Source organism: Citrobacter sp. CFNIH10, assembly GCF_002934585.1.
In the GTDB taxonomy this organism is placed as follows: domain Bacteria; phylum Pseudomonadota; class Gammaproteobacteria; order Enterobacterales; family Enterobacteriaceae; genus Citrobacter_A; species Citrobacter_A amalonaticus.
This window is the reverse complement of sequence record NZ_CP026216.1, coordinates 3,641,589-3,667,426: the sequence shown is the minus strand read 5'-3', so window position 1 is coordinate 3,667,426 and position 25,838 is coordinate 3,641,589. Positions and strand designations below refer to the sequence as shown.

At 54.2% G+C, this 25,838-nt stretch carries 27 protein-coding genes and 2 tRNA genes; 14 read left to right on the top strand and 15 right to left on the bottom strand.

Features of this window, described 5'->3' with window-relative positions; genetic code table 11:
* Positions 1-70 precede the first annotated feature (70 nt).
* Complete coding sequence (gene sodB, locus C2U53_RS21540) at positions 71-652, top strand: superoxide dismutase [Fe] (protein ID WP_044254680.1); 582 nt, start codon at positions 71-73, stop codon at positions 650-652.
* Between the two features lie 46 nt (positions 653-698).
* On the opposite strand, the gene C2U53_RS21535 is transcribed toward sodB, so the two are convergent.
* Positions 699-1,865 (bottom strand): MFS transporter, encoded by a 1,167-nt coding sequence (locus tag C2U53_RS21535; RefSeq protein ID WP_044265379.1) that lies wholly within the window; start codon positions 1,863-1,865, stop codon positions 699-701.
* 167 nt (positions 1,866-2,032) lie between these two features.
* Positions 2,033-2,122, bottom strand: a complete 90-nt coding sequence (locus C2U53_RS21530) for a YnhF family membrane protein (RefSeq protein ID WP_086512609.1) — start codon at positions 2,120-2,122, stop codon at positions 2,033-2,035.
* Positions 2,123-2,415: 293 nt separating this feature from the next.
* On the opposite strand from C2U53_RS21530, the gene purR reads away from it, so the two are divergent.
* Positions 2,416-3,441, top strand: a complete 1,026-nt coding sequence (gene purR / locus C2U53_RS21525; protein ID WP_044265381.1) for an HTH-type transcriptional repressor PurR — start codon at positions 2,416-2,418, stop codon at positions 3,439-3,441.
* On the opposite strand, the gene punR is transcribed toward purR, so the two are convergent.
* A complete protein-coding gene (gene punR / locus C2U53_RS21520) occupies positions 3,438-4,370 on the bottom strand; it encodes a DNA-binding transcriptional activator PunR (RefSeq protein WP_043000814.1) in 933 nt (310 codons plus the stop codon). The genes purR and punR overlap by 4 nt on opposite strands.
* Positions 4,371-4,481: 111 nt before the next feature.
* Between punR and punC the strand changes: the two genes are divergently transcribed.
* On the top strand, positions 4,482-5,687 hold the full coding sequence (gene punC / locus C2U53_RS21515; RefSeq protein WP_044254694.1) for a purine nucleoside transporter PunC: 1,206 nt from the start codon (positions 4,482-4,484) through the stop codon (positions 5,685-5,687).
* Between the two features lie 292 nt (positions 5,688-5,979).
* Positions 5,980-7,128 carry a cyclopropane fatty acyl phospholipid synthase gene (gene cfa / locus C2U53_RS21510; protein WP_043000816.1) on the top strand — a complete coding sequence of 383 codons (1,149 nt, stop codon included), beginning with the start codon at positions 5,980-5,982 and terminating at the stop codon, positions 7,126-7,128.
* 41 nt (positions 7,129-7,169) lie between these two features.
* On the opposite strand, the gene C2U53_RS21505 is transcribed toward cfa, so the two are convergent.
* Complete coding sequence (locus tag C2U53_RS21505) at positions 7,170-7,811, bottom strand: riboflavin synthase (protein WP_043000817.1); 642 nt, start codon at positions 7,809-7,811, stop codon at positions 7,170-7,172.
* Between the two features lie 219 nt (positions 7,812-8,030).
* Between C2U53_RS21505 and mdtK the strand changes: the two genes are divergently transcribed.
* From mdtK to C2U53_RS21485, 4 genes are all read left to right on the top strand, one after another.
* On the top strand, positions 8,031-9,404 hold the full coding sequence (gene mdtK, locus C2U53_RS21500) for a multidrug efflux MATE transporter MdtK (RefSeq protein ID WP_043001940.1): 1,374 nt from the start codon (positions 8,031-8,033) through the stop codon (positions 9,402-9,404).
* Between the two features lie 151 nt (positions 9,405-9,555).
* A tRNA-Val gene (locus C2U53_RS21495) sits at positions 9,556-9,632 on the top strand.
* A 4-nt stretch (positions 9,633-9,636) separates the two neighbouring features.
* Positions 9,637-9,713 (top strand) — tRNA-Val (locus tag C2U53_RS21490).
* Between the two features lie 354 nt (positions 9,714-10,067).
* The gene (locus tag C2U53_RS21485) at positions 10,068-10,373 is read left to right on the top strand and encodes a monooxygenase (protein WP_104446421.1); all 306 of its coding nucleotides are present in this window, start codon (positions 10,068-10,070) and stop codon (positions 10,371-10,373) included.
* Positions 10,374-10,409: 36 nt separating this feature from the next.
* Here C2U53_RS21485 and C2U53_RS21480 read toward each other — a convergent pair whose 3' ends face one another.
* Entirely contained in the window at positions 10,410-11,207 is a 798-nt protein-coding gene (locus C2U53_RS21480; protein WP_043000819.1) for an MBL fold metallo-hydrolase, read from the bottom strand.
* A 166-nt stretch (positions 11,208-11,373) separates the two neighbouring features.
* On the opposite strand from C2U53_RS21480, the gene C2U53_RS21475 reads away from it, so the two are divergent.
* Positions 11,374-12,984, top strand: coding sequence for an FAD-NAD(P)-binding protein (locus tag C2U53_RS21475; protein WP_090050041.1), 1,611 nt, complete (start codon positions 11,374-11,376; stop codon positions 12,982-12,984).
* Between the two features lie 83 nt (positions 12,985-13,067).
* Positions 13,068-13,208: a hypothetical protein gene (locus tag C2U53_RS21470; RefSeq protein ID WP_090050030.1), complete on the top strand. Its 141-nt coding sequence runs from the start codon at positions 13,068-13,070 to the stop codon at positions 13,206-13,208.
* 118 nt (positions 13,209-13,326) lie between these two features.
* On the opposite strand, the gene C2U53_RS21465 is transcribed toward C2U53_RS21470, so the two are convergent.
* Positions 13,327-13,518, bottom strand: coding sequence for a hypothetical protein (locus C2U53_RS21465; RefSeq protein WP_044265393.1), 192 nt, complete (start codon positions 13,516-13,518; stop codon positions 13,327-13,329).
* Between the two features lie 232 nt (positions 13,519-13,750).
* Here C2U53_RS21465 and C2U53_RS21460 point away from each other — a divergent pair, with 232 nt between their 5' ends.
* From C2U53_RS21460 to C2U53_RS21445, 4 genes are read left to right on the top strand one after another with little or no spacing between them, the layout of a single operon-like run.
* Positions 13,751-14,584: an ABC transporter substrate-binding protein gene (locus C2U53_RS21460; RefSeq protein WP_043000822.1), complete on the top strand. Its 834-nt coding sequence runs from the start codon at positions 13,751-13,753 to the stop codon at positions 14,582-14,584.
* Position 14,585: 1 nt separating this feature from the next.
* Entirely contained in the window at positions 14,586-15,404 is an 819-nt protein-coding gene (locus tag C2U53_RS21455; protein ID WP_043000823.1) for an amino acid ABC transporter ATP-binding protein, read from the top strand.
* On the top strand, positions 15,401-16,183 hold the full coding sequence (locus C2U53_RS21450; protein WP_172740614.1) for an amino acid ABC transporter permease: 783 nt from the start codon (positions 15,401-15,403) through the stop codon (positions 16,181-16,183). Before C2U53_RS21455 ends, C2U53_RS21450 begins: the two co-directional genes overlap by 4 nt.
* Positions 16,173-16,850 (top strand): amino acid ABC transporter permease, encoded by a 678-nt coding sequence (locus tag C2U53_RS21445; RefSeq protein ID WP_090050025.1) that lies wholly within the window; start codon positions 16,173-16,175, stop codon positions 16,848-16,850. The genes C2U53_RS21450 and C2U53_RS21445 overlap by 11 nt, the downstream gene beginning before the upstream one ends.
* A 4-nt stretch (positions 16,851-16,854) precedes the next feature.
* On the opposite strand, the gene ydhT is transcribed toward C2U53_RS21445, so the two are convergent.
* From ydhT to ttrS, 9 genes are all read right to left on the bottom strand, one after another.
* Positions 16,855-17,664 (bottom strand): protein YdhT, encoded by an 810-nt coding sequence (ydhT, locus tag C2U53_RS21440; protein WP_104446420.1) that lies wholly within the window; start codon positions 17,662-17,664, stop codon positions 16,855-16,857.
* Positions 17,665-17,667: 3 nt separating this feature from the next.
* Positions 17,668-18,453, bottom strand: a complete 786-nt coding sequence (phsC, locus tag C2U53_RS21435; RefSeq protein ID WP_044254716.1) for a thiosulfate reductase cytochrome B subunit — start codon at positions 18,451-18,453, stop codon at positions 17,668-17,670.
* Positions 18,450-19,118, bottom strand: a complete 669-nt coding sequence (locus C2U53_RS21430; protein ID WP_044326967.1) for a 4Fe-4S dicluster domain-containing protein — start codon at positions 19,116-19,118, stop codon at positions 18,450-18,452. Before C2U53_RS21430 ends, phsC begins: the two co-directional genes overlap by 4 nt.
* Before the next feature lie 50 nt (positions 19,119-19,168).
* Positions 19,169-19,819: a YdhW family putative oxidoreductase system protein gene (locus tag C2U53_RS21425; protein WP_044254721.1), complete on the bottom strand. Its 651-nt coding sequence runs from the start codon at positions 19,817-19,819 to the stop codon at positions 19,169-19,171.
* Between the two features lie 9 nt (positions 19,820-19,828).
* Entirely contained in the window at positions 19,829-21,931 is a 2,103-nt protein-coding gene (locus tag C2U53_RS21420) for an aldehyde ferredoxin oxidoreductase (RefSeq protein ID WP_043000828.1), read from the bottom strand.
* Between the two features lie 20 nt (positions 21,932-21,951).
* On the bottom strand, positions 21,952-22,578 hold the full coding sequence (locus C2U53_RS21415; RefSeq protein WP_043000829.1) for a ferredoxin-like protein: 627 nt from the start codon (positions 22,576-22,578) through the stop codon (positions 21,952-21,954).
* A gap of 446 nt (positions 22,579-23,024) precedes the next feature.
* The gene (fumD, locus tag C2U53_RS21410; protein WP_044254724.1) at positions 23,025-23,234 is read right to left on the bottom strand and encodes a fumarate hydratase FumD; all 210 of its coding nucleotides are present in this window, start codon (positions 23,232-23,234) and stop codon (positions 23,025-23,027) included.
* A gap of 93 nt (positions 23,235-23,327) precedes the next feature.
* Entirely contained in the window at positions 23,328-23,930 is a 603-nt protein-coding gene (gene ttrR, locus C2U53_RS21405; RefSeq protein WP_043000831.1) for a tetrathionate respiration response regulator TtrR, read from the bottom strand.
* A complete protein-coding gene (gene ttrS, locus C2U53_RS21400; RefSeq protein ID WP_090050018.1) occupies positions 23,905-25,677 on the bottom strand; it encodes a tetrathionate respiration histidine kinase TtrS in 1,773 nt (590 codons plus the stop codon). The genes ttrR and ttrS overlap by 26 nt, the downstream gene beginning before the upstream one ends.
* Between the last annotated feature and the right edge of the window lie 161 nt (positions 25,678-25,838).

The following is a 25,838-nucleotide window of genomic DNA, read 5'->3' as shown; positions in this document are numbered from 1 at the left end:
ATTTGCTACCCTATCCTTACGCACAATAAGGTTATTGCGCGAAATACTATTAATAATAAGGAGAGAAGCAATGTCGTTCGAATTACCTGCACTACCGTATGCCAAAGATGCGCTTGCGCCGCACATTTCCGCCGAGACGCTGGAATATCACTATGGCAAGCACCATCAGACCTATGTCACCAACCTGAACAACCTGATCAAAGGCACCGCCTTTGAAGGGAAATCACTGGAAGAGATCGTACGCAGTTCGGAAGGCGGCGTGTTCAATAACGCTGCTCAGGTCTGGAACCACACGTTCTACTGGAACTGCCTGGCACCGAATGCTGGTGGCGAGCCAACCGGCGAACTGGCTGACGCGATTGCCGCCTCTTTCGGCAGCTTTGCCGAGTTCAAAGCGCAATTTACCGACGCGGCGATCAAAAACTTCGGCTCTGGCTGGACCTGGCTGGTTAAAGGAAAAGAGGGCAAGCTGGCTATCGTTTCCACCTCCAACGCTGGCACGCCGTTGACCACCGACGCCACGCCGTTGATGACCGTCGACGTATGGGAGCATGCATACTACATTGACTACCGCAATGCGCGTCCTGGCTACCTGGAACACTTCTGGGCGCTGGTAAACTGGGAGTTTGTAGCGAAGAACTTCGCCGCGTAAAAAAGATAACGCAGAAGGGAATCCCTTCTGCGTTTTTGTCCTGCCGTTAACTGGCGACGCACACCTGTTCAGGTTGTTTTCTCGCCGAGATAAACACCAGCAACAGCGCCATACCCGCCACAATCGCCCCCATCACAGGAACAAAGCTGTAACCTAATCCGCCTGAAATGACGGCCCCGCCAGCCGCAGCGCCCAGCGCATTTCCAAGGTTAAACGCGCCAATGTTCACGGAAGATGAGAGACCCGGCGCTTCATGAGCCACACGCATGACGCGCATTTGTAACGGAGGGACGACCGCAAAGGTTGCCGCCCCCCAGACCACCATGCTGACCGCCGCGCCCAGTTCATTCTGCGCCAGGAAAGGGATCGCCAGCATAATTACCATCAGCAGCAGCAAAAAGCCCTTCAGCGTGCCGTTAACCGAGCGATCGGCCAGTTTCCCTCCGAGGTAGTTGCCAATGGAGAAGCCCACACCGATCAGAACCAGCATCCCGGTCACAAAGGCCGGTGTCGCATGGGTGATGCTTTGCAGAACAGGCGAAATATAGGTATAGAGCGTGAACATGGCGCCCGCTCCCAGTACGGTAGTCAGTAGCGCGGAGAGCACCTGAGGACGCATCAGCACCGCCAGCTCTTTTTTCACTTCCGGGCGCGCCCCGGCACCGCCTTTTGGCAATGATAAGAAGAGACTCAACATCGAGATAACCCCCAGCCCCGCTGTCGCCATAAACGACATTCGCCAGCCGATGGTTTCACCCAGCCAGGTCGCCGCCGGCACACCGCCGATATTGGCGATGGTCAGCCCCATAAACATGGTCGCAACGGCGCTCGCCTGTTTGTGCTTCGGCACCACGCTTGCCGCCACCACCGAGCCCAGGCCGAAGAATGCGCCGTGGTTAAGGCTGGTTAAAATACGTGACAACATCAGCGTGGTGTAATCCGGTGAAATCGCCGAGAGCACGTTACCGAGCGTAAAGATAGCCATCAGAAAAATGAGCGCATTACGGCGTCCGCGATGTGACAGCAACAGCGTCATCAACGGCGCGCCGACCATCACGCCGACCGCATAGGCACTAATCAGCATACCTGCCGCGGGAATAGACACATCAACGCCACGCGCGATGACGGGCAGCAGACCCATTGGCGAGAATTCGGTGGTACCGATGCCAAACGCACCAATGGCCAGCGCCAGTAACGGATAATTGATTTTCATGCAGTGATGACTCCGGCTCTTCGCGACAGGGCGCGATGCTTAACAAAGAGTCAAAAGCATGACATCAATCACAAAAAAAGAGAAGTTAACAAAAATACAAAAGACTTTTGCAAATTCAATAACAATATGGCGGGAGGTTCGAGGGAGCAGGAACTCCCCCGAGGGGATCAGTGCAGTGCCGCCGTCAGGCCGCCCGCAACGATTAAAGCCAGGACAATAAACGTGGTCACTAATGAAAATTTCAGATCGGTGCTCATCAACTTTTCTCCTTTTTATACCCACACAAAAAGTGATATAGCGCATTTTTACACACTTGAGTGTAAAAATCTCCCACGATTTAGAGTGATATGTGCTTTTAATACTTCCCCTTTTCGTAAAGATCAGACAAAATTCGACGCTTACTTGATTAGCGTACCGGCCATTGACCCCTTCCTGACGTTCCGTGTCGTTTCCCGGCGTGCCGCAGCCCTGACGTTGGGCACAGGATGAGTAAAGGCAAACGTTTACTTGGCGTAATTTAATGTTCAGGTTGGGTCTGGAGTGAGATTTAATGGCAACAATTAAAGATGTAGCGAAGCGCGCAAACGTTTCCACTACAACCGTGTCACACGTAATTAACAAAACGCGTTTCGTCGCTGAAGAAACACGCAATGCAGTGTGGGCGGCAATCAAAGAATTGCACTATTCCCCCAGCGCGGTTGCCCGTAGCCTGAAAGTTAACCATACCAAATCTATCGGTTTGCTGGCGACGAGCAGCGAAGCCCCCTATTTTGCTGAAATTATTGAAGCGGTTGAGAAGAACTGCTTCCAGAAGGGCTATACCCTGATCCTCGGCAACGTCTGGAACAACCTGGAAAAGCAGCGTGCCTATCTGTCGATGATGGCGCAAAAACGCGTTGATGGCCTGCTGGTAATGTGTTCCGAATACCCCGATCCCCTGCTCTCGATGCTGGAAGAATATCGTCATATCCCAATGGTGGTGATGGACTGGGGCGAAGCCAAAGCCGACTTCACTGATACGGTGATTGATAACGCCTTCGAGGGCGGCTACATGGCAGGCCGTTACCTCGTCGAGCGTGGACATCGCGAAATTGGCGTGATCCCAGGACTGATGGAGCGTAACACCGGCGCAGGCCGTTTGGCCGGATTTATGAAAGCGATGGATGAAGCGCTGATTAAAGTGCCTGAAAACTGGATTGTTCAAGGCGACTTCGAGCCGGAATCCGGCTACCGCGCCATGCAGCAAATTCTGTCGCAGGCGCATCGCCCAACGGCGGTCTTCTGTGGCGGCGATGTCATGGCGATGGGCGCCCTTTGCGCCGCTGATGAGATGGGTCTGCGCGTCCCGCAGGACGTGTCGCTGATTGGCTACGACAACGTGCGCAACGCCCGCTTCTTTACACCAGCGTTGACCACCATCCACCAGCCGAAAGATTCACTGGGTGAGACGGCCTTTAATATGTTACTGGACCGTATCGTCAATAAACGCGAAGAGTCGCAGTCTATTGAAGTCCACCCGCGCCTGGTGGAGCGCCGCTCCGTGGCGGATGGCCCGTTCCGCGACTACCGTCGTTAAGCCTCTTCTGCGGGAGTCTCATCGGGCTCCCGCAGCCACTCTTTGTTCAGCGTTTCACTGTCTCCCAGATAATCCAGCAGCCAGATCAGCGCAGGTGACATATCATTCTGCTGCCAGGTCAGGCAACAGGCCGCATCCGGGAAAGGATTCTCCAGATTTAACGCGACCCACTGCCCCTTGTTGAGATACGGCTTGGCGAAATGTGTCGGGACCATGCCGACACAGAGTCCGGCGCTGATACAAGTCGCGGAAGAATCCCAGTCCGGCACCACCACCCGCTTCTGATTGTCCAGCAGCCAGGTCACGCGTTTCGGCAGCGTGCGGGAGGTATCTTCCAGCACCAGCGACGGCCAGTTGCGCAACGTGTCATCGCTTAACGGCCCGCTCATGGCGGCCAGCGGATGCGTACTGGCAACGACACAACACCAGCTCAGCTTACCCATATCGCGGAAAGTGTATCGTCCGCCAACCGGGATCGCCTGGGTTGCCCCGATGGCGAGTTCGACCCGACCATCTGACAGCGCGTCCCACACGCCATTAAACACCTCCTGGAAGACCAGTAGTTCCACGTCATCAAAGTGGCGGTAGAAATCGACGATCAATTGCCGCGTGCGTTCCGGGCGCACGATATTGTCCACCGCAATGGGGAGTTGCCCACGCCAGCCGTTAGCGATCTGCTGACACTGTTGACGCGTGATCTGCATTTTTTTGATGACAGAGCGGCCTTCTTTCAAAAACCAGGCGCCCGCCGGGGTTAACACCACATCACGATGGCGACGTTCAAAAAGCGGGACGGCCAGCCACTCTTCCAGTTGGCGAACCGTATAGCTGACCGCTGAAGGCACCCGGTGCAACTCCTGGGCCGCGGAACTGAAGCTCCCGTTGCGTGCCACGGCATCGACCACTTCCAGCGCATATTCTGACCACATAATCTGCCTACAAAATTTTTGAATGCAATAAACAAATATTACCGTTTCACAAGCCCAAATTCACTCCCTACACTCTGCGCCAGTGTGATTAATCAAAATTAGAGTACAACTATGCAACCAGGAAAAGGGTTTTTAGTCTGGCTGGCAGGGCTCAGCGTGTTGGGTTTTCTGGCAACCGACATGTATTTGCCCGCTTTTGCCGCCATTCAATCTGACCTGCAAACACCGGCCTCTGCCGTCAGCGCCAGCCTGAGTCTGTTTTTAGCAGGCTTTGCCGTCGCCCAACTGCTGTGGGGACCCCTCTCTGACCGTTATGGCCGTAAACCGATCCTGTTGCTGGGTCTGTCTGTCTTCGCCCTCGGTAGCCTGGGTATGCTGTGGGTGGAGAGCGCAACGGGCCTGTTAGTACTGCGTTTTATTCAGGCCGTGGGAGTCTGCGCGGCGACCGTCATCTGGCAGGCGCTGGTTACCGATTACTATCCTTCTCATAAAATTAACCGCATTTTCGCGACCATCATGCCGCTGGTCGGGCTGTCTCCTGCACTGGCGCCGTTATTAGGCAGTTGGATTCTGACCCATCTTTCCTGGCAGGCGATCTTTGCCACGCTGTTTTTCATCACGCTGCTGCTGATGCTGCCCGCCCTGTTTTTAAAGCCCACCACCCGGGCTCGCGATGACAGCAAGGACAAACTGACGTTCACCACCCTGCTGCGTGCGAAAGCGTACCGCGGCAACGTCCTGATTTACGCCGCCTGTTCTGCCAGCTTCTTTGCGTGGTTGACCGGTTCCCCGTTTATTTTGAGTGAAATGGGCTACAGCCCGGCGGTGATTGGGCTGAGCTACGTACCGCAGACCATTGCTTTTCTGATTGGCGGCTATGGCTGTCGCGCCGCGTTGCAAAAATGGCAGGGACAACAGCTCCTGCCCTGGCTGCTGGTTATCTATGCGCTGAGCGTGGTGGCAACCTGGGCGGCAAGTTTTATCCATCACATCACGCTTGCAGAGATCCTGATCCCCTTCTGCATAATGGCGATTGCCAACGGGGCTATTTACCCGATTGTGGTTGCCCAGGCGCTGCGTCCATTCCCGCAGGCGACGGGTCGTGCCGCAGCCCTGCAAAATACCCTGCAGTTGGGTCTGTGCTTCCTGGCAAGCCTGGTCGTTTCCTGGCTTATCAGCACACCGCTGTTGACCACGACCAGCGTGATGTTGTCTACGGTGGTACTGGCTGGACTGGGCTATAAGATGCAACTGCATCCTTCTAACGACTGTGCGCAGCATGATAATTGCGGGATTGCCCACAGCGAATCCCATTGATATCACTCATAATCACCGTTAATTAGTCGGCTAACAATTTTTGGTTGTATCATCGTTTTTTGAGGCCTATACTAAATTTCGGTTGTTAAAAATTACGATAATTATTATGTGTTAACGGGAACCGGAGCGTTCCCGGTTCCCCATGGATGGCCTTTTCGGCAAGGGGTCCTCCCTTCCTCTGTTCTACGTCGGATAATAGACTCGCGGAATGTTTCCGTGAGATTTCTCACAAAGCCCAAAAAGCGTCTACGCTGTTTTAAGGTTCTGATCACCGACCAGTGATGGAGAAACTATGAGTTCATCGTGTATAGAAGAAGTCAGCGTACCGGATGACGACTGGTACCGTATCACTAACGAATTATTAAGCCGCGCGGGCATTGCCATCAACGGCTCTTCACCAGCAGATATACGCGTTAAAAACCCCGATTTTTTCAAACGCGTTTTACAAGAGGGGTCGCTCGGTCTGGGTGAGAGTTACATGGATGGCTGGTGGGAATGCGATCGGCTGGACCAGTTTTTTAGCAAAGTTCTGCGAGCAGGACTGGAAAACCAACTTCCCCATCATTTCAAAGATACCCTCCGCATCGCGGCCGCTCGCCTGTTCAATCTGCAAAGTAAAAAACGAGCGTGGATCGTCGGTAAAGAACATTACGATCTCGGCAACGATCTATTCAGCCGTATGCTCGACCCCTTTATGCAGTATTCCTGCGCGTACTGGAAAGACGCGGATACTCTGGAGGCGGCGCAGCAGGCCAAACTGCGGTTAATCTGCGAGAAATTGCAACTGCAACCCGGTATGCGTGTGCTGGATATTGGCTGCGGCTGGGGGGGGTTATCGCACTATATGGCGACGCATTACGGCGTCAGTGTGGTTGGCGTGACGATTTCAGCCGAGCAGCAGAAAATGGCTCAGGCCCGCTGTGCCGGGTTGGATGTGTCGATTCTGTTGCAGGATTATCGTGATTTGCACGATCAGTTTGACCGCATTGTCTCGGTAGGCATGTTTGAGCACGTCGGCCCTAAAAATTACGCGACCTATTTTGACGTGGTTGATCGCAATCTGAAACCCGAAGGGCTGTTCTTATTACATACCATCGGTTCGAAAAAAACCGACAATAATGTCGACCCGTGGATCAACAAGTATATCTTCCCGAATGGGTGCCTCCCGTCAGTACGTCAGATAGCCAACGCCAGTGAATCGCACTTTGTGATGGAAGACTGGCATAACTTCGGCGCGGATTACGACAAGACGCTGATGGCATGGTACGAGCGTTTTCTCGCTGCCTGGCCTGAAATTGCCGAGAACTATTCCGAGCGTTTTAAACGGATGTTCAGTTACTACCTCAACGCCTGCGCCGGCGCGTTTCGCGCCCGCGATATTCAGCTCTGGCAGGTGGTATTCTCGCGCGGCGTTGAAGACGGCCTCCGCGTAGCCCGCTAAACTTTCTTATGCCCCCGCCGTCTTGCGGGGGCTGGAGGGTTTTACGCTTCGCTGGCGGTTTTCGTTACCGCCGCTTCACGCGCAGCCAACACGCGTTCTACCGTATCCACCACCGCCTGCGTTTGCGGATCGATTTCGATATTGACGCGCGCGCCCAGTTTTTTCTTACCCAGCGTCGTGCGTTCCAGGGTTTCCGGAATGAGATGCACGCAAAAACGCGTCGCGGTGACTTCTCCGACGGTCAGGCTGATCCCATCAATCCCGATAAAACCTTTGTACAAGATGTATTTCATTAGCGTCGGATCCTGGACTTTGAACCAGATCTGACGGTTGTTTTCGGAGGTTAAAATCTTTGACACTTCCGCGGTGGTCATGATGTGACCGGACATCAGATGCCCGCCAATCTCATCGCTGAATTTTGCCGCACGCTCGACGTTAAGCAGGTCGCCCACCTTCAGATCGCCCAGATTGGTGATCCGCAGCGTTTCTTTCATCAAATCAAAACTAATGCGATTGCCGTTAATTTCTGTGACGGTCAGGCAGCAGCCGTTATGCGCCACCGACGCGCCCGTTTCCAGCGCGTCCAGCATGTATTCAGGTAATTCCACTACATGGGTGCGAAAATTGGGTTTTTCATCGATCGACACCAGTTTTGCGGTGCCCTGTACAATACCTGTAAACATACCTACAACTCCTGAATTCAGTTAAGCCATTTCTGCCTGCCACAATAGCAGTTGGAAAATCAGGTTGCCAGTGAAGTGCCCCTTGGCCTGTTTTTTTCACTGGTGAAATTAGCATTCATCGCTACAATAGACTGAAATTTCCCCTTACATCTTCTTCTTGCTGCCACCCGTGGCGGCTTTTTTAGTCTCTCAAATAAAAACAAAATGATAGGTGTACACGTGCAGAAGTATATCAGTGAAGCGCGTCAGTTATTGGCTCTGGCAATACCGGTGATTCTTGCGCAAATCGCCCAAACCGCAATGGGGTTCGTCGATACCGTGATGGCGGGTGGTTACAGCGCCACCGATATGGCGGCCGTCGCCATTGGGACCTCCATCTGGCTGCCCGCCATTCTGTTCGGCCACGGGTTGCTGCTGGCGCTGACTCCGGTGATTGCTCAGCTCAATGGTTCCGGACGCCGCGATCGCATTGCGCATCAGGTACGCCAGGGCTTCTGGCTCGCGGGTTTCGTCTCACTGCTGATTATGATTGTGCTGTGGAACGCCGGTTATATCATCCGCTCTATGCATAACATCGATCCGGCCCTGGCGGATAAAGCCGTCGGTTACCTTCGTGCATTGTTATGGGGCGCGCCGGGCTATCTGTTCTTCCAGGTTGCGCGTAACCAGTGTGAAGGTCTGGCGAAAACCAAACCCGGCATGGTGATGGGTTTTCTTGGCCTGCTGGTCAACATCCCGGTGAACTATATCTTTATCTATGGTCACTTCGGCATGCCGGAACTCGGCGGTGTCGGCTGCGGCGTGGCGACTGCGGCGGTCTATTGGGTGATGTTCAGCGCCATGCTCTGGTACGTGAAACATGCGCGTTCAATGCGCGATATCCGCAATGAACAGCGTTTCAGCAAGCCGGATAACGTGGTGATGAAGCGCCTGGTGCAACTGGGTCTGCCGATTGCGCTGGCACTGTTCTTTGAAGTCACATTATTCGCCGTGGTGGCGCTCCTGGTTTCACCGCTGGGTATTGTCGATGTCGCCGGTCACCAGATCGCCCTGAACTTCAGTTCGCTGATGTTTGTTTTGCCGATGTCACTGGCGGCGGCGGTCACTATTCGCGTGGGCTATCGTCTCGGACAAGGTTCAACGCTGGATGCGCAAACCGCCGCGCGTACCGGTTTAGGTGTTGGCGTCTGCATGGCGTGCCTGACGGCTATCTTTACCGTGACGCTGCGTGAGCACATCGCCCTGCTCTATAACGACAATCCTGAAGTGGTGACGCTGGCGGCGCAACTGATGCTGCTGGCGGCGGTTTATCAGATTTCGGACTCCATCCAGGTCATCGGCAGCGGGATCCTGCGTGGTTACAAAGATACGCGTTCGATTTTCTTTATCACCTTTACCGCCTACTGGGTGTTGGGATTACCGAGCGGTTATATTCTCGCCCTGACCGACCTGGTGGTGGACAGGATGGGGCCGGCTGGATTCTGGATGGGCTTTATCATCGGCCTGACGTCGGCGGCGGTTATGATGATGCTGCGAATGCGCTTCCTGCAACGTCTGCCTTCTACGGTAATTCTGCAGCGCGCTGCGCGATAAAACGACGATAGCCGCCAGCTGGCGGCTATTCTCTCGACATTTTGCGCACTTCCTCCGCAATCGAGTGAAATCCGGAAGAAAATTACCATTTCCCTCTTGCCACCTCCCGGCTCTGCCGCTAATATTCGTCCCCGTTGTCACACACAACGTTGCGTTCATAGCTCAGTTGGTTAGAGCACCACCTTGACATGGTGGGGGTCGTTGGTTCGAGTCCAATTGAACGCACCATTTTGCGTCCGTAGCTCAGTTGGTTAGAGCACCACCTTGACATGGTGGGGGTCGGTGGTTCGAGTCCACTCGGACGCACCATTTCACCGCCTGGTGATAGGGTGCCTGTTCTCTTTCCCTGCTTTCCTATTTTTCTCTGGTATTATTTCTCATCACTCAGTTTCGCGTAATAAAAATCAATAAATTACCCATTCATTGATTCATATTCCTGACTTGCGGGTGTGGGGGGAAGTCTTCGCTTACCTTCCCATTAACCGTGTTGTATTGATGCAGCTTATTAACTACTTTCACTCCTCGCTTGCCATGACCTCCACTGCAGCATGAATGGGGTTTGCGCGCCCTGATTCTGGTACACTCCCCGACATAGTGTCAGGGAGAAGAGTTCAGTTCATTGTCACTGTGAATGATCATTACGTCGTTGAATGGAGAATGGATATGCCGAAATTGTTACAACTTCACTTCGCTTTTACTGGCCCATTTGGCGCAGAAATGGCTGAGCAACTGCGTGGTCTGGCGGAGTCGATTAACCAGGAGCCGGGATTTATCTGGAAGGTGTGGACGGAGAGTGAGCAAAACAAGGAAGCGGGAGGGATCTATCTTTTCGAAAGCGAGGAGACCGCGCTGGCTTATCTGGATAAACATACCGCGCGTTTAAAAAACCTTGGCGTTGACGAAGTCATCGCGAAAGTGTTTGATGTGAATATTCCATTGAGCGAAATCAACAACGCCAGAGTGGGTTAATAATGCCGCAGAGGGGGATTTTCCCCCTCTGCGGATTTAACGTGACGCCAGGCTGGAGAGATATTTTTCCCCCGAGCGTTGCACGATTTGACTGGCATTGTGGGTAATATTCTGCCCTTCAAATGCCCCGTACAGACTGGAAAACGTCACCGTGTTTAACCGCTGGATGATCCCACCGACGGTTTTCGATGACAGCGGCAACATGTTCGGATAGCTCCACATAAACGACACCGCGTCAGCACCGGGAGTGACCTGCAAGATATCTCCGGCGAGGATCGTCCCTTCCCCCTCCTCCAGATACAGAACCGTTCCCCCCGCAAAATGGCCGCCCAGACGCAATAAGCTGACGCCAGGAAGCACGTTGTGTTCTTCCCCTTCCCATAGCCGAATCCAGGGGCTGTCGCGCATGATCCAGTCCCTGTCAGCCGCGTGGAGCCAGACGGGAGCGTCAAACGCCTCCGCCCAGTCCTGCATGGTGGTGTAGTAATGAGGATGCGAAATCGCGATGGCGCTCAATCCCCCCATAGCGCGGATGAGCGTTCGGGTTGCCGGATCCAGATTCGCAACGCAATCCCAAAGGATATTTCCCACCGGCGTCCTGAGCAGAAACGCCCGCTGGTTTATGGCAAAGGAAGGAACCGTTTTCAGACTGAAAAGTTGCGGCGTATGCTGCTGCCACTTATTGGTATGGCTGGCGATGAGCTCATCAAAGTCCATCCAGGCCTGCCCGGATACAGGGATATATTGCCGCTCATCGTCGCAGATTTTACAACGTTTAACGTTGCCGTGGTGGTTATCGTATGAGGTGCCACAGGCTTTACACAGCGTTATCATCGTCACTCCTTTCCTCACAATAAACACCGTTAAGTATGGCAGAGGACACCGCTCGTCAGGCACGTAAGCGATTCCAGACCGAAACATCCGGGCCTTCCTCAACTACACTGACATGATGTAACCGCAATCCCAGCGGCAAAATAAAAATAACAGGACGGACAGGAGTATGAAAAAAATCGCGATTATCGGAGCTGGCCCCACAGGCGTCTATACCTTTTTCTCATTACTAAAAGAGGAGCAGCCACTGGAGATCGTCGTTTTTGAACGCGGAAACCGGGCAGGAATTGGTATGCCTTACACCCATTCTGATAATAGTCCAATGATGTTGGCAAATATTGCCAGTATTGAGGTCCCACCTCTTTTTGACACCTGGCTTGAGTGGTTGCAAACCCAGGAAGCGCAGTACCTTGCACAGTTTGCCGTTAAGAAAGAAACGCTGCACCAGCGTCAGTTTCTGCCACGCATTCTGCTCGGCGACTATTTTCGCGCGCAGTTTTTGCAGGCCGTCCACCACGCAGAAAATCGAGGATTTAAGGTGAGGTTGTACGAATCCTGTGAAGTCACGGATGTCTCAGCTGTGTCCACTGGCGTACAACTCTGGACCGATCAACACACGGAGCCGCTGCATGTCGACTTAGCAGTGATTGCCACGGGACACGTCTGGCCGGACGATGACGAATCCACGCACGCATTTTATCCCAGCCCCTGGTCCGGCTTGATGGACGCGGACGTGCCCGCCGCCAGAGTGGGCATTCTTGGAACCTCATTGAGCGCTCTGGATGCCGCAATGGCGGTTGCGGTACAGCATGGAACCTTTCACGAAACAGAGGAACATCAGGTCAATTTCACACTGAATAAAGGCAGTGAAGCGCTGGAGATTACGCTGATGTCCCGTTCCGGCATTTTGCCGGAAGCCGACTTCTATTGTCCTATACCCTATGAACCGCTGGAGTACGTTACCGATGAGGCTATTCAGCGCGAAATCGCTGCCGGTTCAACAGAACTCCTCGATCGCGTTTTTAGACTGATGCAGCAAGAACTCGCCTTAGCCGATCCCAAATGGGCCAGGCAAATGTCGCTCTCCTCACTGGATGCGGATAGCTTTCCCGTCGCGGTGTTTGCCGACAGAGCGCGCAGCGATCCGTTCGAATGGGCGGCTGCAAATCTGAAAGAGGTCGACGAGAATAAGCGTAACAAACACACCGTTGCCTGGCGCTATACCTTGCTGCGTTTACATGAAAAGGTTCAGGAGATCGTTACGCACCTGAATGAACAGGATAGTGAACGATTTAACGTCGGTCTCGCTCGCGTATTTATTGATAATTATGCGGCGATCCCCTCAGAGTCAGTTCGCCGAATGCTGGCGTTGCACGCAGCCGGTATTCTGCGCATTCTCACGCTGGGACAGGATTACAGGAAGGAGATAAAAGCGGATCGTACTGAGATTACGACGCACAACGATCGCCTGTCCTTTGACGTATTCATCGATGCACGTGGCCAAAAACCCCTGAAGACCAAAGACTTACCGTTCCCGCGATTACGCCAGCAATTACTGTCGTGTGGAGATGCAATTCCGGACGTTGGCGATGATTACACGCTTCAGGCACCAGAGAACGTTCGCGGACGAATTGCCTTTGGTGCCTTGCCCTATTTAATGCACGATCGGCCCTTTATCCAGGGACTCGTCGCCTGCCAGGAAATTGGCAACGCGATGGCCAGGGCAGTATCAAAACCGGCTTCCCGCCTGCGCAGACGTTTATCGATTTACGATCGCTAACGCCGCACGCATTGTGGATGCATCCAGATTCCTATTTGCTCTATACTTGTCGGAAGTCAAAAACGAGCGAAGAAAGGTGAATAATGGAAATTGATCTCGATAATCTGGTCTTTAACGGACTGGAAGAGGCGCAGGAACGTAACGCTGAACGTCTGGACGATGCGGACAAAAAAGCAGAATCGGTGATTGCCGATGATGACTGCGGCGACGCCTGCAAAATCTGATTTGTTTCAGCCTACCGCGCAGTTCTGCGCGGTAGTTCCTTCAACGTCTTTTATTTCCTTTGCATCTCCGTGGTGAGTGCAGATTTCATTCCAGTACACCTCGCGCATCCGACGGTGTTCAGCGTGTTGTTTGATCACGAAACCACTCCGGGTCAATGTTAGCAATGTCCACGCCATACAGGCTGGCGACAGGAAGAATGGACTCCACAACGCGCTGCAGATTGACCTCTGCACCGGGCTGTCGGGTCCGCTTTGGCGTGATGGCAACTCGCATCCAACGACGCGCCATCTGCATGTTTACCTTCTCCATCTCCGGCTCCTCTGTTTTGTCAGGTGCTTTTCATTGCAGCGCAAACCGCACAAAAAATGAAATGCGAATTCTGCGCACCGTTATCTGTTTTTGTTCGTTAGTAACCCTTCGTTAACACACTGTTCACTAATAACTTTTTGCATATAAATAAGACTTTTTTCTTCTTTTGCTGCGGGTTCGGGTTGTGGGAGCGTAAAAGGACAAACCAATAATTTCAGGGATATCAAAGAAAATGATGGCAACGAAAACACAACGTACGAAAAAAACGATTCTCGCCCTCGGCGTCATGCTCGCCACGAGTTTTTTGAGCATTCAGGCGCAGGCCGATCAACTCGCTGATATCAAGGCCGCAGGCGTGGTCAAGGTTGCGACGTTTGACGCTAACCCGCCGTTTGGCTCCGTCGATGCGAAAACCCATCAGATCGTGGGTTACGATGTTGATTTCGCTCAGGCGCTGGCAGCATCGCTGGGTGTGAAACTGGAACTGGTCGCCACCAATCCCGCTAACCGTATTCCGCTGCTGCAATCGGGGAAAGCCGATCTGATCGTTGCTGATATTACGATCACCCCCGAGCGCGCCCAGGTCATCGACTTCTCTGTGCCCTACTTTGTCACCGGTCAGCAATTCCTGGTGCCTGCCTCGTCACCCGATAAGCTGGATGAGTACAGCCGCGCACGCATTGGCGCAGTGAAAGGAACCACCGGTGAGCAGGCGCTACATCAGCGGTTCCCGCAATCCCGTGTGCTGGCCTATGATGATATCCCGCTGGCGTTAACCGCCCTGCGCAACGGCAACGTGCAGGCTATCACTCAGGACTCCACTATCCTGGCAGGTTTGCTCAGTGGCGCACCGGACAAAGCGCAGTTTAAAATCCTGCCGGATTTACTCAGCAAAGAGGAAATCGGCGTGGGCGTGAAGAAAGGCGAACCGGCGTTGTTGAAAGCGGTTAACGATGAATTATTGCGACTCGAATCCAGTGGGCAGGCAGGCAAAATTTATGATGTCTGGTTTGGCCCGGAAACGAAAAATCCGCAGCCGCGCGCCTTTAAAATTGAGGCCAGATAAGATGCTGGCTGGTTTATTCACCCCGTCCGCAGCCGGAGCTGCGGATTTCCACACATTGCGCCAGGCGCGAGTTGAGTTACGCGACGTGGTGAAAGCGTACGGCGATCACCGGGTACTCAACGGCGTCAGTCTCACCGTCGAACCCGGTGAAGTTGTGACTATTCTTGGCCCCTCGGGATCGGGGAAATCGACCCTGATCCGCCTGATTAACCAACTGGAATCATTGAGTGGCGGCGATATCTTTATTGATGACAAACCGGTCGGTCAACTTAAGGGGGCCGCGCTGCGACAGCTGCGTAGCCGCATTGGTTTTGTATTCCAGCAGTTCAATCTGTATGCCCATCTGACGGCGCAGCAGAATATCACCCTCGCGCTGGAGTACGTCCACGGCTGGAATAAAACCGACGCCACACAACGCGCTTATGCCCTGCTGGAACAGGTTGGGCTGGAAGAGAAGGCTGGCGCTTATCCGGCACAGCTTTCCGGCGGTCAACAGCAGCGGGTGGCGATTGCCCGCGCGCTGGCCTCTTCGCCGCAAATTCTCCTGTTTGATGAGCCCACCTCTGCACTCGATCCGGAAATGATCGGTGAGGTGTTACAGGTCATGAAACGTCTGGCGCACAGCGGTATTACAATGATTGTGGTCACCCACGAGATGCATTTTGCTCGTGAAATCGCCGACCGGGTGGTGTTTATCGACGGCGGCGATATTCTCGAAATCGCCTCCCCGGAGGCCTTTTTTACCCGGCCGCAGCACCCGCGCACCCAGCGTTTTCTGCAAAAAGTGCTGGATCCGTTGCATCAGGAGTTATCACGATAATGCCGTCAATGGACTGGCAGGGAGTGCTCACCGGCCTGCCCCTGCAATGGATCCTCTCCGGATTTCTCACCACGCTGTGGGTCAGCGCCGCAGGCATTTTCCTCGCCACGCTGTTGGCCATTTTGCTGTTAGCCCTTCGTCTTTCCGGCCATCGCATGGGCCGTCGCCTGGTGGCTGGTTGGGTATCGCTGTTTCGTAACACCCCGCTGCTGGTCCAGTTGCTGTTCTGGTACTTCGCCGGCTGGAACCTGCTGCCGCGCAGTTTTATTACTTTTGTCAACGCAGAGCATGGCTGGTCAATCCTGCCCGGCAACGTCTGGTGGCTGACCCCCGAGTTTCTTTGCTCAGCGTGGGGACTCGGCGTCTTTACCTCGGCATTCCTGGTCGAAGAAGTCGCCTCCGGATTGCAGGCGGTCTCCGCCGGACAACGCGAAGCCGCGATCTCACAGGGATTTTCCTCATGGCAGACCTTCCGCCATATCCTGCTGCCGCAGGGACTAACCAATGCCTGGCAACCGGTGGTGGGGCAATATCTCAACCTGATGAAACTATCGTCATTAGCCAGCGGGATTGGCTTTGCGGAACTGACCTACCAGGTTCGCCAGATTGAAAGCTACAACGCCCATGCGCTGGAGGCCTTTGCCGTGGGCACTGCGCTTTATCTGTTCGCCGGCGTGGCGTTCGGTCTGCTGTTGACCCATCTGGGGCCCGCCCCCCGACTGGAAAAAAAGCCGCAACTCCGCCGGTTCCGGTTCAGGAGTCCCCAGCATGATCGCTAATATTGCGGTGATAACCGACAATCTGGATTATCTTCTGTGGGGACGACTGGCCGACGGTCAACCTGGCGGTGTATTGTTGACCCTGATGATGGCGCTGGGTGCGGCGGTGCTGGCCTTACCTGCCGGTATTGCCCTTGCCGCTCTCGCCTGGCGTTTTCCGGGCGTTATCCGTAAGGGATTATTCATCTGGGCAGAGCTCATACGCGGGATACCACTGATCTTCGTTATTTTCTGGATGTGGTATCTGCTCCCTATGCTTACCGGCAGCGATCTGCCCGGTGCGGCAACGGTGACGCTGGCGCTGGCCTGGTTTACCGCTGCGTCGGTGATGCATTCTGTGTACGCGGGACTCAACGCACTACCCGCCGGACAATATGATGCGGCAGTGGCGCAGGGTTTTAGCCCTGTTCAGGCATTAAGAAGGGTTCTGCTACCGCAGGTGTTACGCCATATCCTTCCCTCCCTGACCGGGATATGCATTGGTCTGCTGAAGGACACATCGCTGGCGTTTATCGTCAACGTGCCGGAACTGACGACGGTGGCGGGACAGGTTAACAGCCGGGAACAGATTTACCCGGCGGCTATCTTCATCTTTACGGGCCTGGTCTACTATCTGCTTTGCTACGGGCTGGAGAAAGCGACCCGGCGACGGTTTGCGCTTCGTTGAACGATCAGCACTCAACAAACTGGTGCGCGTCGTCGAGTCGGTATTTCACACCGGCGCGGATCCCGGCTTCACCTTCAACCGCGACGGCGAAACGCATGCGTTTGCCGTCATGATACGCCAGCGCCGCGCAGCCGCCCGGTCCCAGCACGACGGAATCCACCACCCCGGTACTGGCAACGATCGCGTTATCGCCGTTACAGATGATATGCACATTATCGCCGCTGTTAGCGATTTTCGCATTGGCGCCAAAGCTCACTATCTGGCTCAGGTCACCGTTACTGGCGACATGATTTCTTTCACCGAGCGAACTCACCCGCACACGCATCCCGCTGCTGGCGATCCGCGTTCCGTTACCGGCGCTGCTGATTCGCGTGGAGTTTCCTGCGGCGGCCAGCCGCGCGCGATCCCCGGAACTGCTGATATGGCTGTTGTAGCCAACGCTGCCAATGCGCACGCAGTATCCCGCACTGGCAATTTGTGACGCATAGCCTGCGCTGGCGATCTTCATGTTATCACCCGCACAGCCCAGATTCGCGTTATCATCCGCGTTCGCCACCTGCTGATCGCCCATTGAGATATCTGGCCGCGCCAGTCGCGACATGGCGGAGATATCCTGGCGGGCAAAATTTTCTTCATCCAGCCAGCGCGACCAGGCGTATTCCACCAGGCTGTTCGCCCAGTCGAGATAACCTTCGCGACTCAACGCCCGATGCACATCAGCGTAGTTGCCGCCTTCAGGAAAACGGCGCAGAAACCAGCGGTACATCACCGCGCCAACCCGCCAGTTGCGTATATCTTCTCGCGTGATCAGCATACGTTAATGCCGGTGATAGCCATCGACCATGCAGCGGAACGTTTCGCCAGGCGTGCGGCCCGTAGTGCACAGGTAGAGGTGACCAAAAATAAAGAACAGGCTGATGATTGCCAGCGCGAAATGCGCCTGCAACAACCAGTAGCGTACGCCGGGGAACAGGTCGCCCACGACCTGCGGATAGAGCGCCAACAATCCGCTCAGCAGCAACAATGGCAACAATCCGTACATCACCCCGACATAGGCCGCCTGCTGTAACGGATTAAACTTCGAACGCGGTGTTGCCGGGAACGGATGCGCTTCCCCCTGCATAATGCCAAACAGATAGAAACGGGTCTGTTTCATCGCTCGCGCCACCCAACCCTGGGGACGGATAATGTAATGATGACCGTTCCCGCCCAACGCATTGATCAGCACGAAACCGACCCAGCACGCCAGCAGCAAAAATCCGCAGACTTCGTGCACCGTCAGCAAGCTTTTCATTACCGCCGCGCTGACCAGAGAGAAATGGTTGATTAGCCCGCTACCGAGCAGGAGTAAAAACAGCAAGGCATTCGACCAGTGCCACAAGCGTACCGCGCGAGAATACAGGTAAACCTTCTCACCATGCCCGGCGGCTGCCTTGTTGGCCGCGCGAAAGCGAAGCCAGGCGTGTAACCCCAGCACCAGCCACATCGCCACCAGCAGAAGTCCGGCGATCACCAGCCAGACGGGCCAATACTCGGGAGAAAATACCGGCACATAATTTGCCAGTTGGGCCTGGAACTGTTCAGCATTCTGCGACGCGTTCATACATTATCCTTTTTAATCAAATGTTGACCGAACCGACGATACAGATGGGGTTTGCCCGCGCCCGGAAGTTGATACTGGTAATAGTTATTTTCCTGTAGCCAACGCTGGATGTCCGGGCTGTCTTCGCGTCCAAACAGCAGCGCATGTTCCGGGCAGGCGGTCACGCAAATGGGCGGAAAGCCTTTTGCCAGTCGCGACTCGGCGCAAAAATCGCATTTGTCCGCTACTTTGGTTTGCGGATTCAGGTAACGCACCTGATAGGGGCACGCGCCGATGCAGTAACTACAGCCAATGCAGCGCGAACTGTCGACACGAACGATCCCGTTTTCATCGCGCCACGACGCACCGGTCGGGCAAACCTCAATGCAGGGCGCATCATCGCAGTGCTGGCAGGACTGACGGAAGTAGTGATACAGCGTCTCGTTGTCATTATCTGAAACGGGAATATGCGCAATCGACAGGCGACTTCCCTGCGCGGGAACATGATTCGTTTTGCGACAGGCGCGGGTACAGATGTTACAGCCATTACATCGCGATTCATCATGGATCATGACGTAACGAACGGGGCCGCTGGCTGTTGTCTTCGCCAGCAGCGTCTGGCCGGGTCCGCTGAAGAAAATGACCGTTCCCATGCCAAGCACAAATTTTCGTCGAGTGAAGGACATCTTGTTATCCTCTAATGCTGTGGTCGCGCTCGTCCACGCTTTCCATGAATTCAGGGATTCTGAAACTGCTCAACTTCCAGCCATTCGCACAAGCCGTATGCTTTGCCGTAACTCATAAAGCGTTCGCTGAATAAATACGGCACGTCGTTCGACGACGAGACCGGGCGAATATCGGCATAGTCGGGGTGCGTTTCAATCGCGGCCAGCGCGGCTTCTATCTGCTCAGGCGCGAAACCGTAAGGCGATTGTTCCAGCATGGCGATTTTGTACGGACGCGGATAGGTCTGACAGTCAAAGCGCACCGCCAGTGCGATTGCCCGACAGATATCCTTTTCCACCACCTGAACACACATGCCGGCATAGTTGGCGGTCATGGTCTGGGTTGAGTAGTAATATTCATCCTGAGAGCCCTGCACACAGGCGATATCCTCGCCGGCGAGCCCCTCTTTGAGCGTGTCCAGTAGCGGTGTGAGCGCCGCCTCTTCTACGGAGTACGGCGGCTGCAAGAACAGCTCGCGCGCGACAAGCTGGCCGTTCGCCGAATGCTGGCGGATAAAATCCGCCATAATCTCAGCAGGGCTTTCTGCTACCGCCTGTTCATCCGCGCAGGCTATCGGCTCATGTCGCCCCTGCAACCACTGCCGCTTTTCGAGATCGACATCCGGCGCGATAAGTTGGCTCACTTCCTCTGGTTGGCTCATGTTTTTTCCTTACGCCGGCAACAGATTCTGCGCGGCCAGGTCATCGGCGACATCTTCCAGGCCGAGTCGATTCAACGTCTCACGTGTCGGGCAGCCCAATTCAGGGTGCCAGCCCATCTCTTTATAAAACAGCGTCAGGGATTCACGCATATCGTCGCGGTCCATCTTGTCGGTGCCTTCGCTAAAGACCGGAATCTTCGGATCCTTATCAAACACCCACGAGCAGATCAGATCGTGCGCATTGCGCATATCGTTGGTCTGCATCAGTTTCACCGTGTAGGCGCGATGTAGAGTGAAGATACGTTCTGCGGCTAAATCGAGACTGGCCTGAGTGGTTTCATCACCGGTTACGGCCTGAAAGAATTTGGCTTCCAGATCGAGATCCCCGCGATAGTTACGACTTTTCAGCGGCGACACGGTCATCGGCCAGACCCAGTTACACAGCGTGACGGCGTTATGCAGACACACTTTCAGCAACGTCCATTTGGCATATTTAATTTTTGCCGCGTTGATGGGCGTGTAATTTTTCGTTTCATCGTAGGCGTCTGGTGAACCAAACAGTTCCGCGGCGACTTCCCGCTGGAGTGTTAAAGGCAAACCCGAGCCGATGAAATTGATGTGGGTGTGGGTCATACAATCGCGGTTGAACATGCAGTTGGTGATGGCCCCCACCTGCGCCGAGGCTTCGTTGGCGTGGTGAACCGGAAAACCAAACGGTGACCACAGTTTATTTTTTTCATACGCCCAGTATTCATCACCCAGTTGCCAGCGCTCGGCAATGGCATACGACCCATCCGCCAGATGGCTAAGTTCACCCACGCGATGCGCCAGACGATAATAGAAATCCTTGATGAAATTCGGATCGCCCGCTTCCAGTTGATCCCAGCGGATCTGGGCATATTCTTCCGCCGGCAGCACGCGTTTAAACACCCCTTTGCTGTAGCAATACGTAAAGTCGCGGTGCAACTGGCCATAGTTACACCAGATGCCGTAGTCATCAAACAGATTCAGACCCACCAGGTTGCCGATGACCCGGCCATCGCCTTTGTCTTCAAAGTCCTTCGGACCGTTCGGGAAAATGGTGGTATGGACGAAGTTCGCCACGCAGGTATTCCCGCCGGTGCTCGGCACGCCAAAGTCCTTCACGCGAGGAATGTTCATCTGCGTCATGCAGCGAATCGGACAAGAATGGCAGCCGCTCATTTTCACCGTGTACTTTTCCGCTGCCGGACCTAAATCGAAGACCGATTTGTAGGTCCTGAAGCCGACGGTGTTCTGATTACCCGGCGGGATCTCGCCGGTCTCGATCGGCCCACCTTCCGCCGCGCCCCAGAACAACCCTTTGCGTGCGGTCCAGCGTGACGCGGGCGAGGAATATTCCGCCCATGCCTGCGGTGTGCTGGGCACAACATGGTTATTATTCGCGCCAATCAGCTCCGTCATCATGTAATCATTCAACCGCTTCATCTCTTTGCGATCGGCAATGTTGACGCCTTTGGTCCCTTCCACGGCGATGGCTTTCAGATTTTTCGACCCCATCACCGCGCCGGTCCCTGCGCCACCGCTGTGGTTGCGGCTATTGAGCATACAGGAGAGCGGCACAAGGTTTTCACCCGCCTGACCAATCGCCGCCACGCAGGTTTCTGGTGACGTCATCCGGCAAATTTCTTCCGTGGTTGCACGGGTGCCTTTCCCCCACAGAAAATCGGCTTTTTCAATCGTGACCTTGTCGTCTTTAATATTGAGCCAGACGGGGGATGCCGCCTTGCCTTCAATGATGATGGCGTCATAGCCGGCAAATTTCATTTGTGCGGCAAAAAAACCGCCCATATGTGCATCGACAACCAGATTGCCTTTTGTGAATGTAGAGAGCGACGTGATATTAACGCGAGAACTGCATGGAGCGCCGGATCCGGTAAGCGGTCCCGTCGCAAAAACTAATTTATTGCCTTCATCAAAGGGTTTAGTGCCAGCGGGAACTTCGTCGTACATAATTTTGTAGCCGAACCCCATACCGCCGACAAATTTTTTAAATTTACTGGAATCTTCAAGGGTAATATCGCCTGTTGTAAGATTGACCCGTAAAATATTACCTGTCCAACCGTTAGCCATAATGTTTTCCTTTGCAAGATTCAAACAGTAATATCTTTCCACTCGATGATTTTTAATGCCCCGGTCGGGCAGGCACTGGCACACTCACCGCATAACACACATTTTGATGATTTCTTCGTTTCGGTATTGACGGTGGCCATCATCCAGGGACACGCGGTAGTACAGGCGCTGCAACCGATACAACGTCGGTGGTCAACGGCAATGCAACCGTCTTCCTGGCTCCAGGTAATCGCCCCAATGGGGCACACCTTCATGCACTGCGGATCTTTGCACTGACGACAGGTGTCCGGGGTGTAGTTCAGATCGCCATACAGGCCGCCGCCGGAGCCTGGTCCCTTGTCGCCAAAGAAATAATGACGGTGAATTTTAATGCGGGAAAAGAAGGTGCCGACGGCACCATCATTGTAATTGGTACAAGAAATTTCACACCGATGGCAACCGGTACAGCGGGCGCGTTGGGTTACCAGCACCCCTTTCGGCGTGGAGATCAACCCCACGGTGCCGCTATCGATATCTTCTTGCTTACAGCCAAAAAGTGACAGTAACGCGGGCGCGATGGTTAACCCTGCCAGGCCTTTTCCTGATATACGCAGGAATTCCAGCCGCGTTAAGCCAGTATCTAATAATGGACGATCAACCTGGTTCATTTATTTTGCATCCTCTTCGCAAACGCAGTGCCGACAACACGTCCCAGGCTGATGCTAATTATGCTGAAACAGAGCCTCTGATGTTGCCTCCCACAGCTGAAGTTCTGCCATAACCGGATTGCATAAATAACGCAACTTAACGCAAATAAACTAATCCTTTAGGGTTAGGCGAAATAAATAATGGGAGTTATTGGTAGGTATGACTTTGATCATTATCAATTAAAAATGGGAAGGGAAATATTAAATGCGTAGTGATATTTATTATCATAAAGACAGTGAAACACTGTTCCACCAGATTACAAATAAATGTGAAATTGTTCCCAACTATAAATTAAAAAGCGGTCGTGATATATTAAAAAATATAGCGAATTAGCCAATAACGGTAATATTGCCCCTGAATAATTCGCGTTTCAGGAAATAAGGGATGCGTTCATCCCCTAATGCGGTTAGCTGGCCAGCGCTTTGATTACCGTTTCCATTGCCTGTTTTTCGAGGTCGCTACGCTGAATACGCTGGTTCGCCAGTGCGGTTCTCAGTACCCCGGCAATCACGATATGTTTGGGTTCCTGTCCCAGATCGCGCATTTCCAGCACCACTTTGCCAACCACTCTGCACATCTCACGGTACAGTTCATCGTCTTTTGTCAGGTTTCCCATTATTGTCTCTCATTGCTAGTCCAGTTAAACAGCATATATCAGACTGCAGGGGATGACAAAAAACAAAGAAAATCAAATAAATAACTCACGGTACTATTCAACGATATGCGTTTCTTTCAATTGTTGCCATTTGTTGACCAGTGCCGCCAGATTTGCCGCCTGCATTTTTTCCATCACCCTGGCGCGATGTACTTCTACCGTGCGTACCGCGATGTTCATCACCTGCGCAATCTCGCGGTTCATCAGTCCATTAACGACGAAACCTGCTAACTCACGTTCTTTTGCCGTAAGTGCGCGATAACAGGTGATGATCTGTTGTCGGGCTACGGCCTGTTCCGATACCACCAGCGCACGCTCCAGCGCCGTTTGCAGCGGTCTGGCACTGACCGGTTTTTGCAGAAAGTCTACCGCCCCCTGCTTCATCTGCTCGACGGCCATCGGCACGTCGCCATGTCCGGTCAGAAACACCACTGCCAGCGTACTTTCGCGCTGGCGCAACACCGCATGGACATGCTTACCATCCATGACCGGCATCCGCATATCCAGCAGCAGTACGCCCGTCTGATACAAATCGGCCTGCGCAAGAAAAACAGCCCCTTCTTCCCAGCACGTGACCGGATAGCCCAGGCTCTCCAGAAGAAAGGCGCAGGCATCGGTGACCGCCACATCATCATCCAGTAAATGAATTATCGTCATTGCCGCTCCTGTCCTCCCGTTGAGTAAAATCCAGTACAACCGCCACGCCAGGCAACCCGTCAGGCGCGGTCTGATTTCGCAGGTTAATCTCTCCCTGACCGTAACGTACCAGCCGCTGACAAATCACCAGCCCCAGTCCCATCCCCTCTTTCCGACTGGTTTTGAAGGGCTGAAAGGCTTGCTGCAATAAGGCATCGTTGATACCGCCGCCATTATCCTGCAACGTCATGTGCACGCCCTGTGTCGACGCTGAGGCGTCAATCCACAACGCGGTGGCACCCGCCTGCGCCGCGTTGAGGATCAGATTAGCCAGCACCTGCTCCAGCAAAACCGGCGGCAGCAACATCGTCAACGCGCGATCGATATTGCTGTGTAAAATTAACATCGGAAACTGCTGTGCCATGCGTAACAGTTGCCAGACATGTTGAACCGCCTCGCGAATGCTGATGTTCTCCCACTCTTCCGTGCGGATCGGGCTTCCCTGAGCCTGACTCACCCAGCGCCGCAAATTACGCAGCGTCTCGGCCCCGCGCTGCGCCTGCCGATCGATATGCTCGAGCGCAGGCAGTAACGCGTGCGCCGGATCCTGAGACTGCAGGCGAATCAGGCTGCCCTGCGCGTAATGGCGAATAGCCGACAGCGGTTGATTCAGTTCGTGCGCGAATCCGGAGGTCATTTCGCCGAGAACGCTCATCTGCCTGGCCGTTTCCAGCGCCTGCTCCTGCTGGCGCAACTGGACGCTGTTGCGTTCAAGTTGTTTACCACGGCGACGAACCAGCAGCATCACCCAGATGTAGTTCAGGGTCAGCAAAAGCAGGATCAGCGCAGTCCCGCCCATCAGCCACTGATGTTGTATCAGCCAGCTTTTCACATCCAGCCATAAGCGTCGCTGCTGTGGATGCTGCTGTACGTCGCGCAGTAACGCCTCCACCTGGCTGGTCGACGCCGGCGCTCCCCAATGGAACGCGGAGGTGTCAGGTGCAGCCAGCAGCGCGCGGGTGACGCGATCGGCCAGCGCATCACTGACCGCAGGCAACGCGGCAAACGACCAGTCAGGATAGAGCGGCGTACTGGCTAAACAGGCAATATTTCCGGGACGGTTGAGCACCGCGACAAAATCGGTTTTATCAACCAGTCCCTCTTCGTCCATTTTTTCCAGCAGGCAGACCGGAACAATCACCGCCTGCACCGCGTTTTCACGGAGTAAATAAAGAAGCGCATCGGCTGGAAAACCAGTAAAACGCAGGTTGAGGTCGCGCTCCGGGCGCAGGCCGGCGTCGCTCAACGCTTTGTATCCCAGCAGGTAGCCGCCGAACGCCTGAGGATCAATGGCCCCCACTGTTTTACCGATCAGATCGTGCACGCTGGTGATACCGCTGTCGCGCCGGGCAAGGATCGCACTACCAATGACGTTCCCCGTGCCGCGCGCAGAACGCAGAGACGCCAACCAGCGCAGCGGTGAATGGCTGTTCAGTTGCACAAACTGTGCCGGGTTGGTCACCACAAATTGTACGCTTGCGTTGTTGACCGCCGCCTGCATCTGGTGCAGATCCAGCGGCAGAATGTGGAACCGTTCTCCGGGAATCTGCTGATTAAGCTGCGTTTCCAGCGCCTGCCAGTGATTACGGGTGGAGACCTCACCCCGCATCGCCAGAATCCCGATATTCCATGCGCCCGCCAGCGAAGCGCCGCTGAACATTAAGGCCGACGCCAGCAGCGTCAGCCTCATCACCTTTTTACCTCTCACACCCTTATCCCCGTTGATTATGTTGTTTTAGATCAACAACCCGCCGGGTATGTGGTTAACCACAATAGAGCTGCCCCCGCCTCGATTTTTACACTGTAAATCATCGACATTCTTTATTCATCACACGCAACCCAATGGCGTGACAAATGTTTCGTTGTTGC

What these genes read in the sequence shown, in the direction of transcription:
- punC (WP_044254694.1), top strand. Translation starts at nt 4,482, where the DNA reads ATGCAACCAGGAAAAGGGTTTTTAGTCTGGCTGGCAGGGCTCAGCGTG.
- sodB (WP_044254680.1), top strand. Translation starts at nt 71, where the DNA reads ATGTCGTTCGAATTACCTGCACTACCGTATGCCAAAGATGCGCTTGCG.
- C2U53_RS21420 (WP_043000828.1), bottom strand. Translation starts at nt 21,931, where the DNA reads ATGGCTAACGGTTGGACAGGTAATATTTTACGGGTCAATCTTACAACA.
- C2U53_RS21465 (WP_044265393.1), bottom strand. Translation starts at nt 13,518, where the DNA reads ATGGAGAAGGTAAACATGCAGATGGCGCGTCGTTGGATGCGAGTTGCC.
- ttrR (WP_043000831.1), bottom strand. Translation starts at nt 23,930, where the DNA reads ATGACGATAATTCATTTACTGGATGATGATGTGGCGGTCACCGATGCC.
- C2U53_RS21460 (WP_043000822.1), top strand. Translation starts at nt 13,751, where the DNA reads ATGATGGCAACGAAAACACAACGTACGAAAAAAACGATTCTCGCCCTC.
- C2U53_RS21445 (WP_090050025.1), top strand. Translation starts at nt 16,173, where the DNA reads ATGATCGCTAATATTGCGGTGATAACCGACAATCTGGATTATCTTCTG.
- C2U53_RS21505 (WP_043000817.1), bottom strand. Translation starts at nt 7,811, where the DNA reads ATGTTTACAGGTATTGTACAGGGCACCGCAAAACTGGTGTCGATCGAT.
- C2U53_RS21485 (WP_104446421.1), top strand. Translation starts at nt 10,068, where the DNA reads ATGCCGAAATTGTTACAACTTCACTTCGCTTTTACTGGCCCATTTGGC.
- C2U53_RS21530 (WP_086512609.1), bottom strand. Translation starts at nt 2,122, where the DNA reads ATGAGCACCGATCTGAAATTTTCATTAGTGACCACGTTTATTGTCCTG.
- C2U53_RS21470 (WP_090050030.1), top strand. Translation starts at nt 13,068, where the DNA reads ATGGAAATTGATCTCGATAATCTGGTCTTTAACGGACTGGAAGAGGCG.
- C2U53_RS21535 (WP_044265379.1), bottom strand. Translation starts at nt 1,865, where the DNA reads ATGAAAATCAATTATCCGTTACTGGCGCTGGCCATTGGTGCGTTTGGC.
- phsC (WP_044254716.1), bottom strand. Translation starts at nt 18,453, where the DNA reads ATGAACGCGTCGCAGAATGCTGAACAGTTCCAGGCCCAACTGGCAAAT.
- C2U53_RS21475 (WP_090050041.1), top strand. Translation starts at nt 11,374, where the DNA reads ATGAAAAAAATCGCGATTATCGGAGCTGGCCCCACAGGCGTCTATACC.
- C2U53_RS21480 (WP_043000819.1), bottom strand. Translation starts at nt 11,207, where the DNA reads ATGATAACGCTGTGTAAAGCCTGTGGCACCTCATACGATAACCACCAC.
- C2U53_RS21430 (WP_044326967.1), bottom strand. Translation starts at nt 19,118, where the DNA reads ATGTCCTTCACTCGACGAAAATTTGTGCTTGGCATGGGAACGGTCATT.
- cfa (WP_043000816.1), top strand. Translation starts at nt 5,980, where the DNA reads ATGAGTTCATCGTGTATAGAAGAAGTCAGCGTACCGGATGACGACTGG.
- ydhT (WP_104446420.1), bottom strand. Translation starts at nt 17,664, where the DNA reads ATGCTGATCACGCGAGAAGATATACGCAACTGGCGGGTTGGCGCGGTG.
- fumD (WP_044254724.1), bottom strand. Translation starts at nt 23,234, where the DNA reads ATGGGAAACCTGACAAAAGACGATGAACTGTACCGTGAGATGTGCAGA.
- C2U53_RS21415 (WP_043000829.1), bottom strand. Translation starts at nt 22,578, where the DNA reads ATGAACCAGGTTGATCGTCCATTATTAGATACTGGCTTAACGCGGCTG.
- punR (WP_043000814.1), bottom strand. Translation starts at nt 4,370, where the DNA reads ATGTGGTCAGAATATGCGCTGGAAGTGGTCGATGCCGTGGCACGCAAC.
- purR (WP_044265381.1), top strand. Translation starts at nt 2,416, where the DNA reads ATGGCAACAATTAAAGATGTAGCGAAGCGCGCAAACGTTTCCACTACA.
- C2U53_RS21425 (WP_044254721.1), bottom strand. Translation starts at nt 19,819, where the DNA reads ATGAGCCAACCAGAGGAAGTGAGCCAACTTATCGCGCCGGATGTCGAT.
- C2U53_RS21455 (WP_043000823.1), top strand. Translation starts at nt 14,586, where the DNA reads ATGCTGGCTGGTTTATTCACCCCGTCCGCAGCCGGAGCTGCGGATTTC.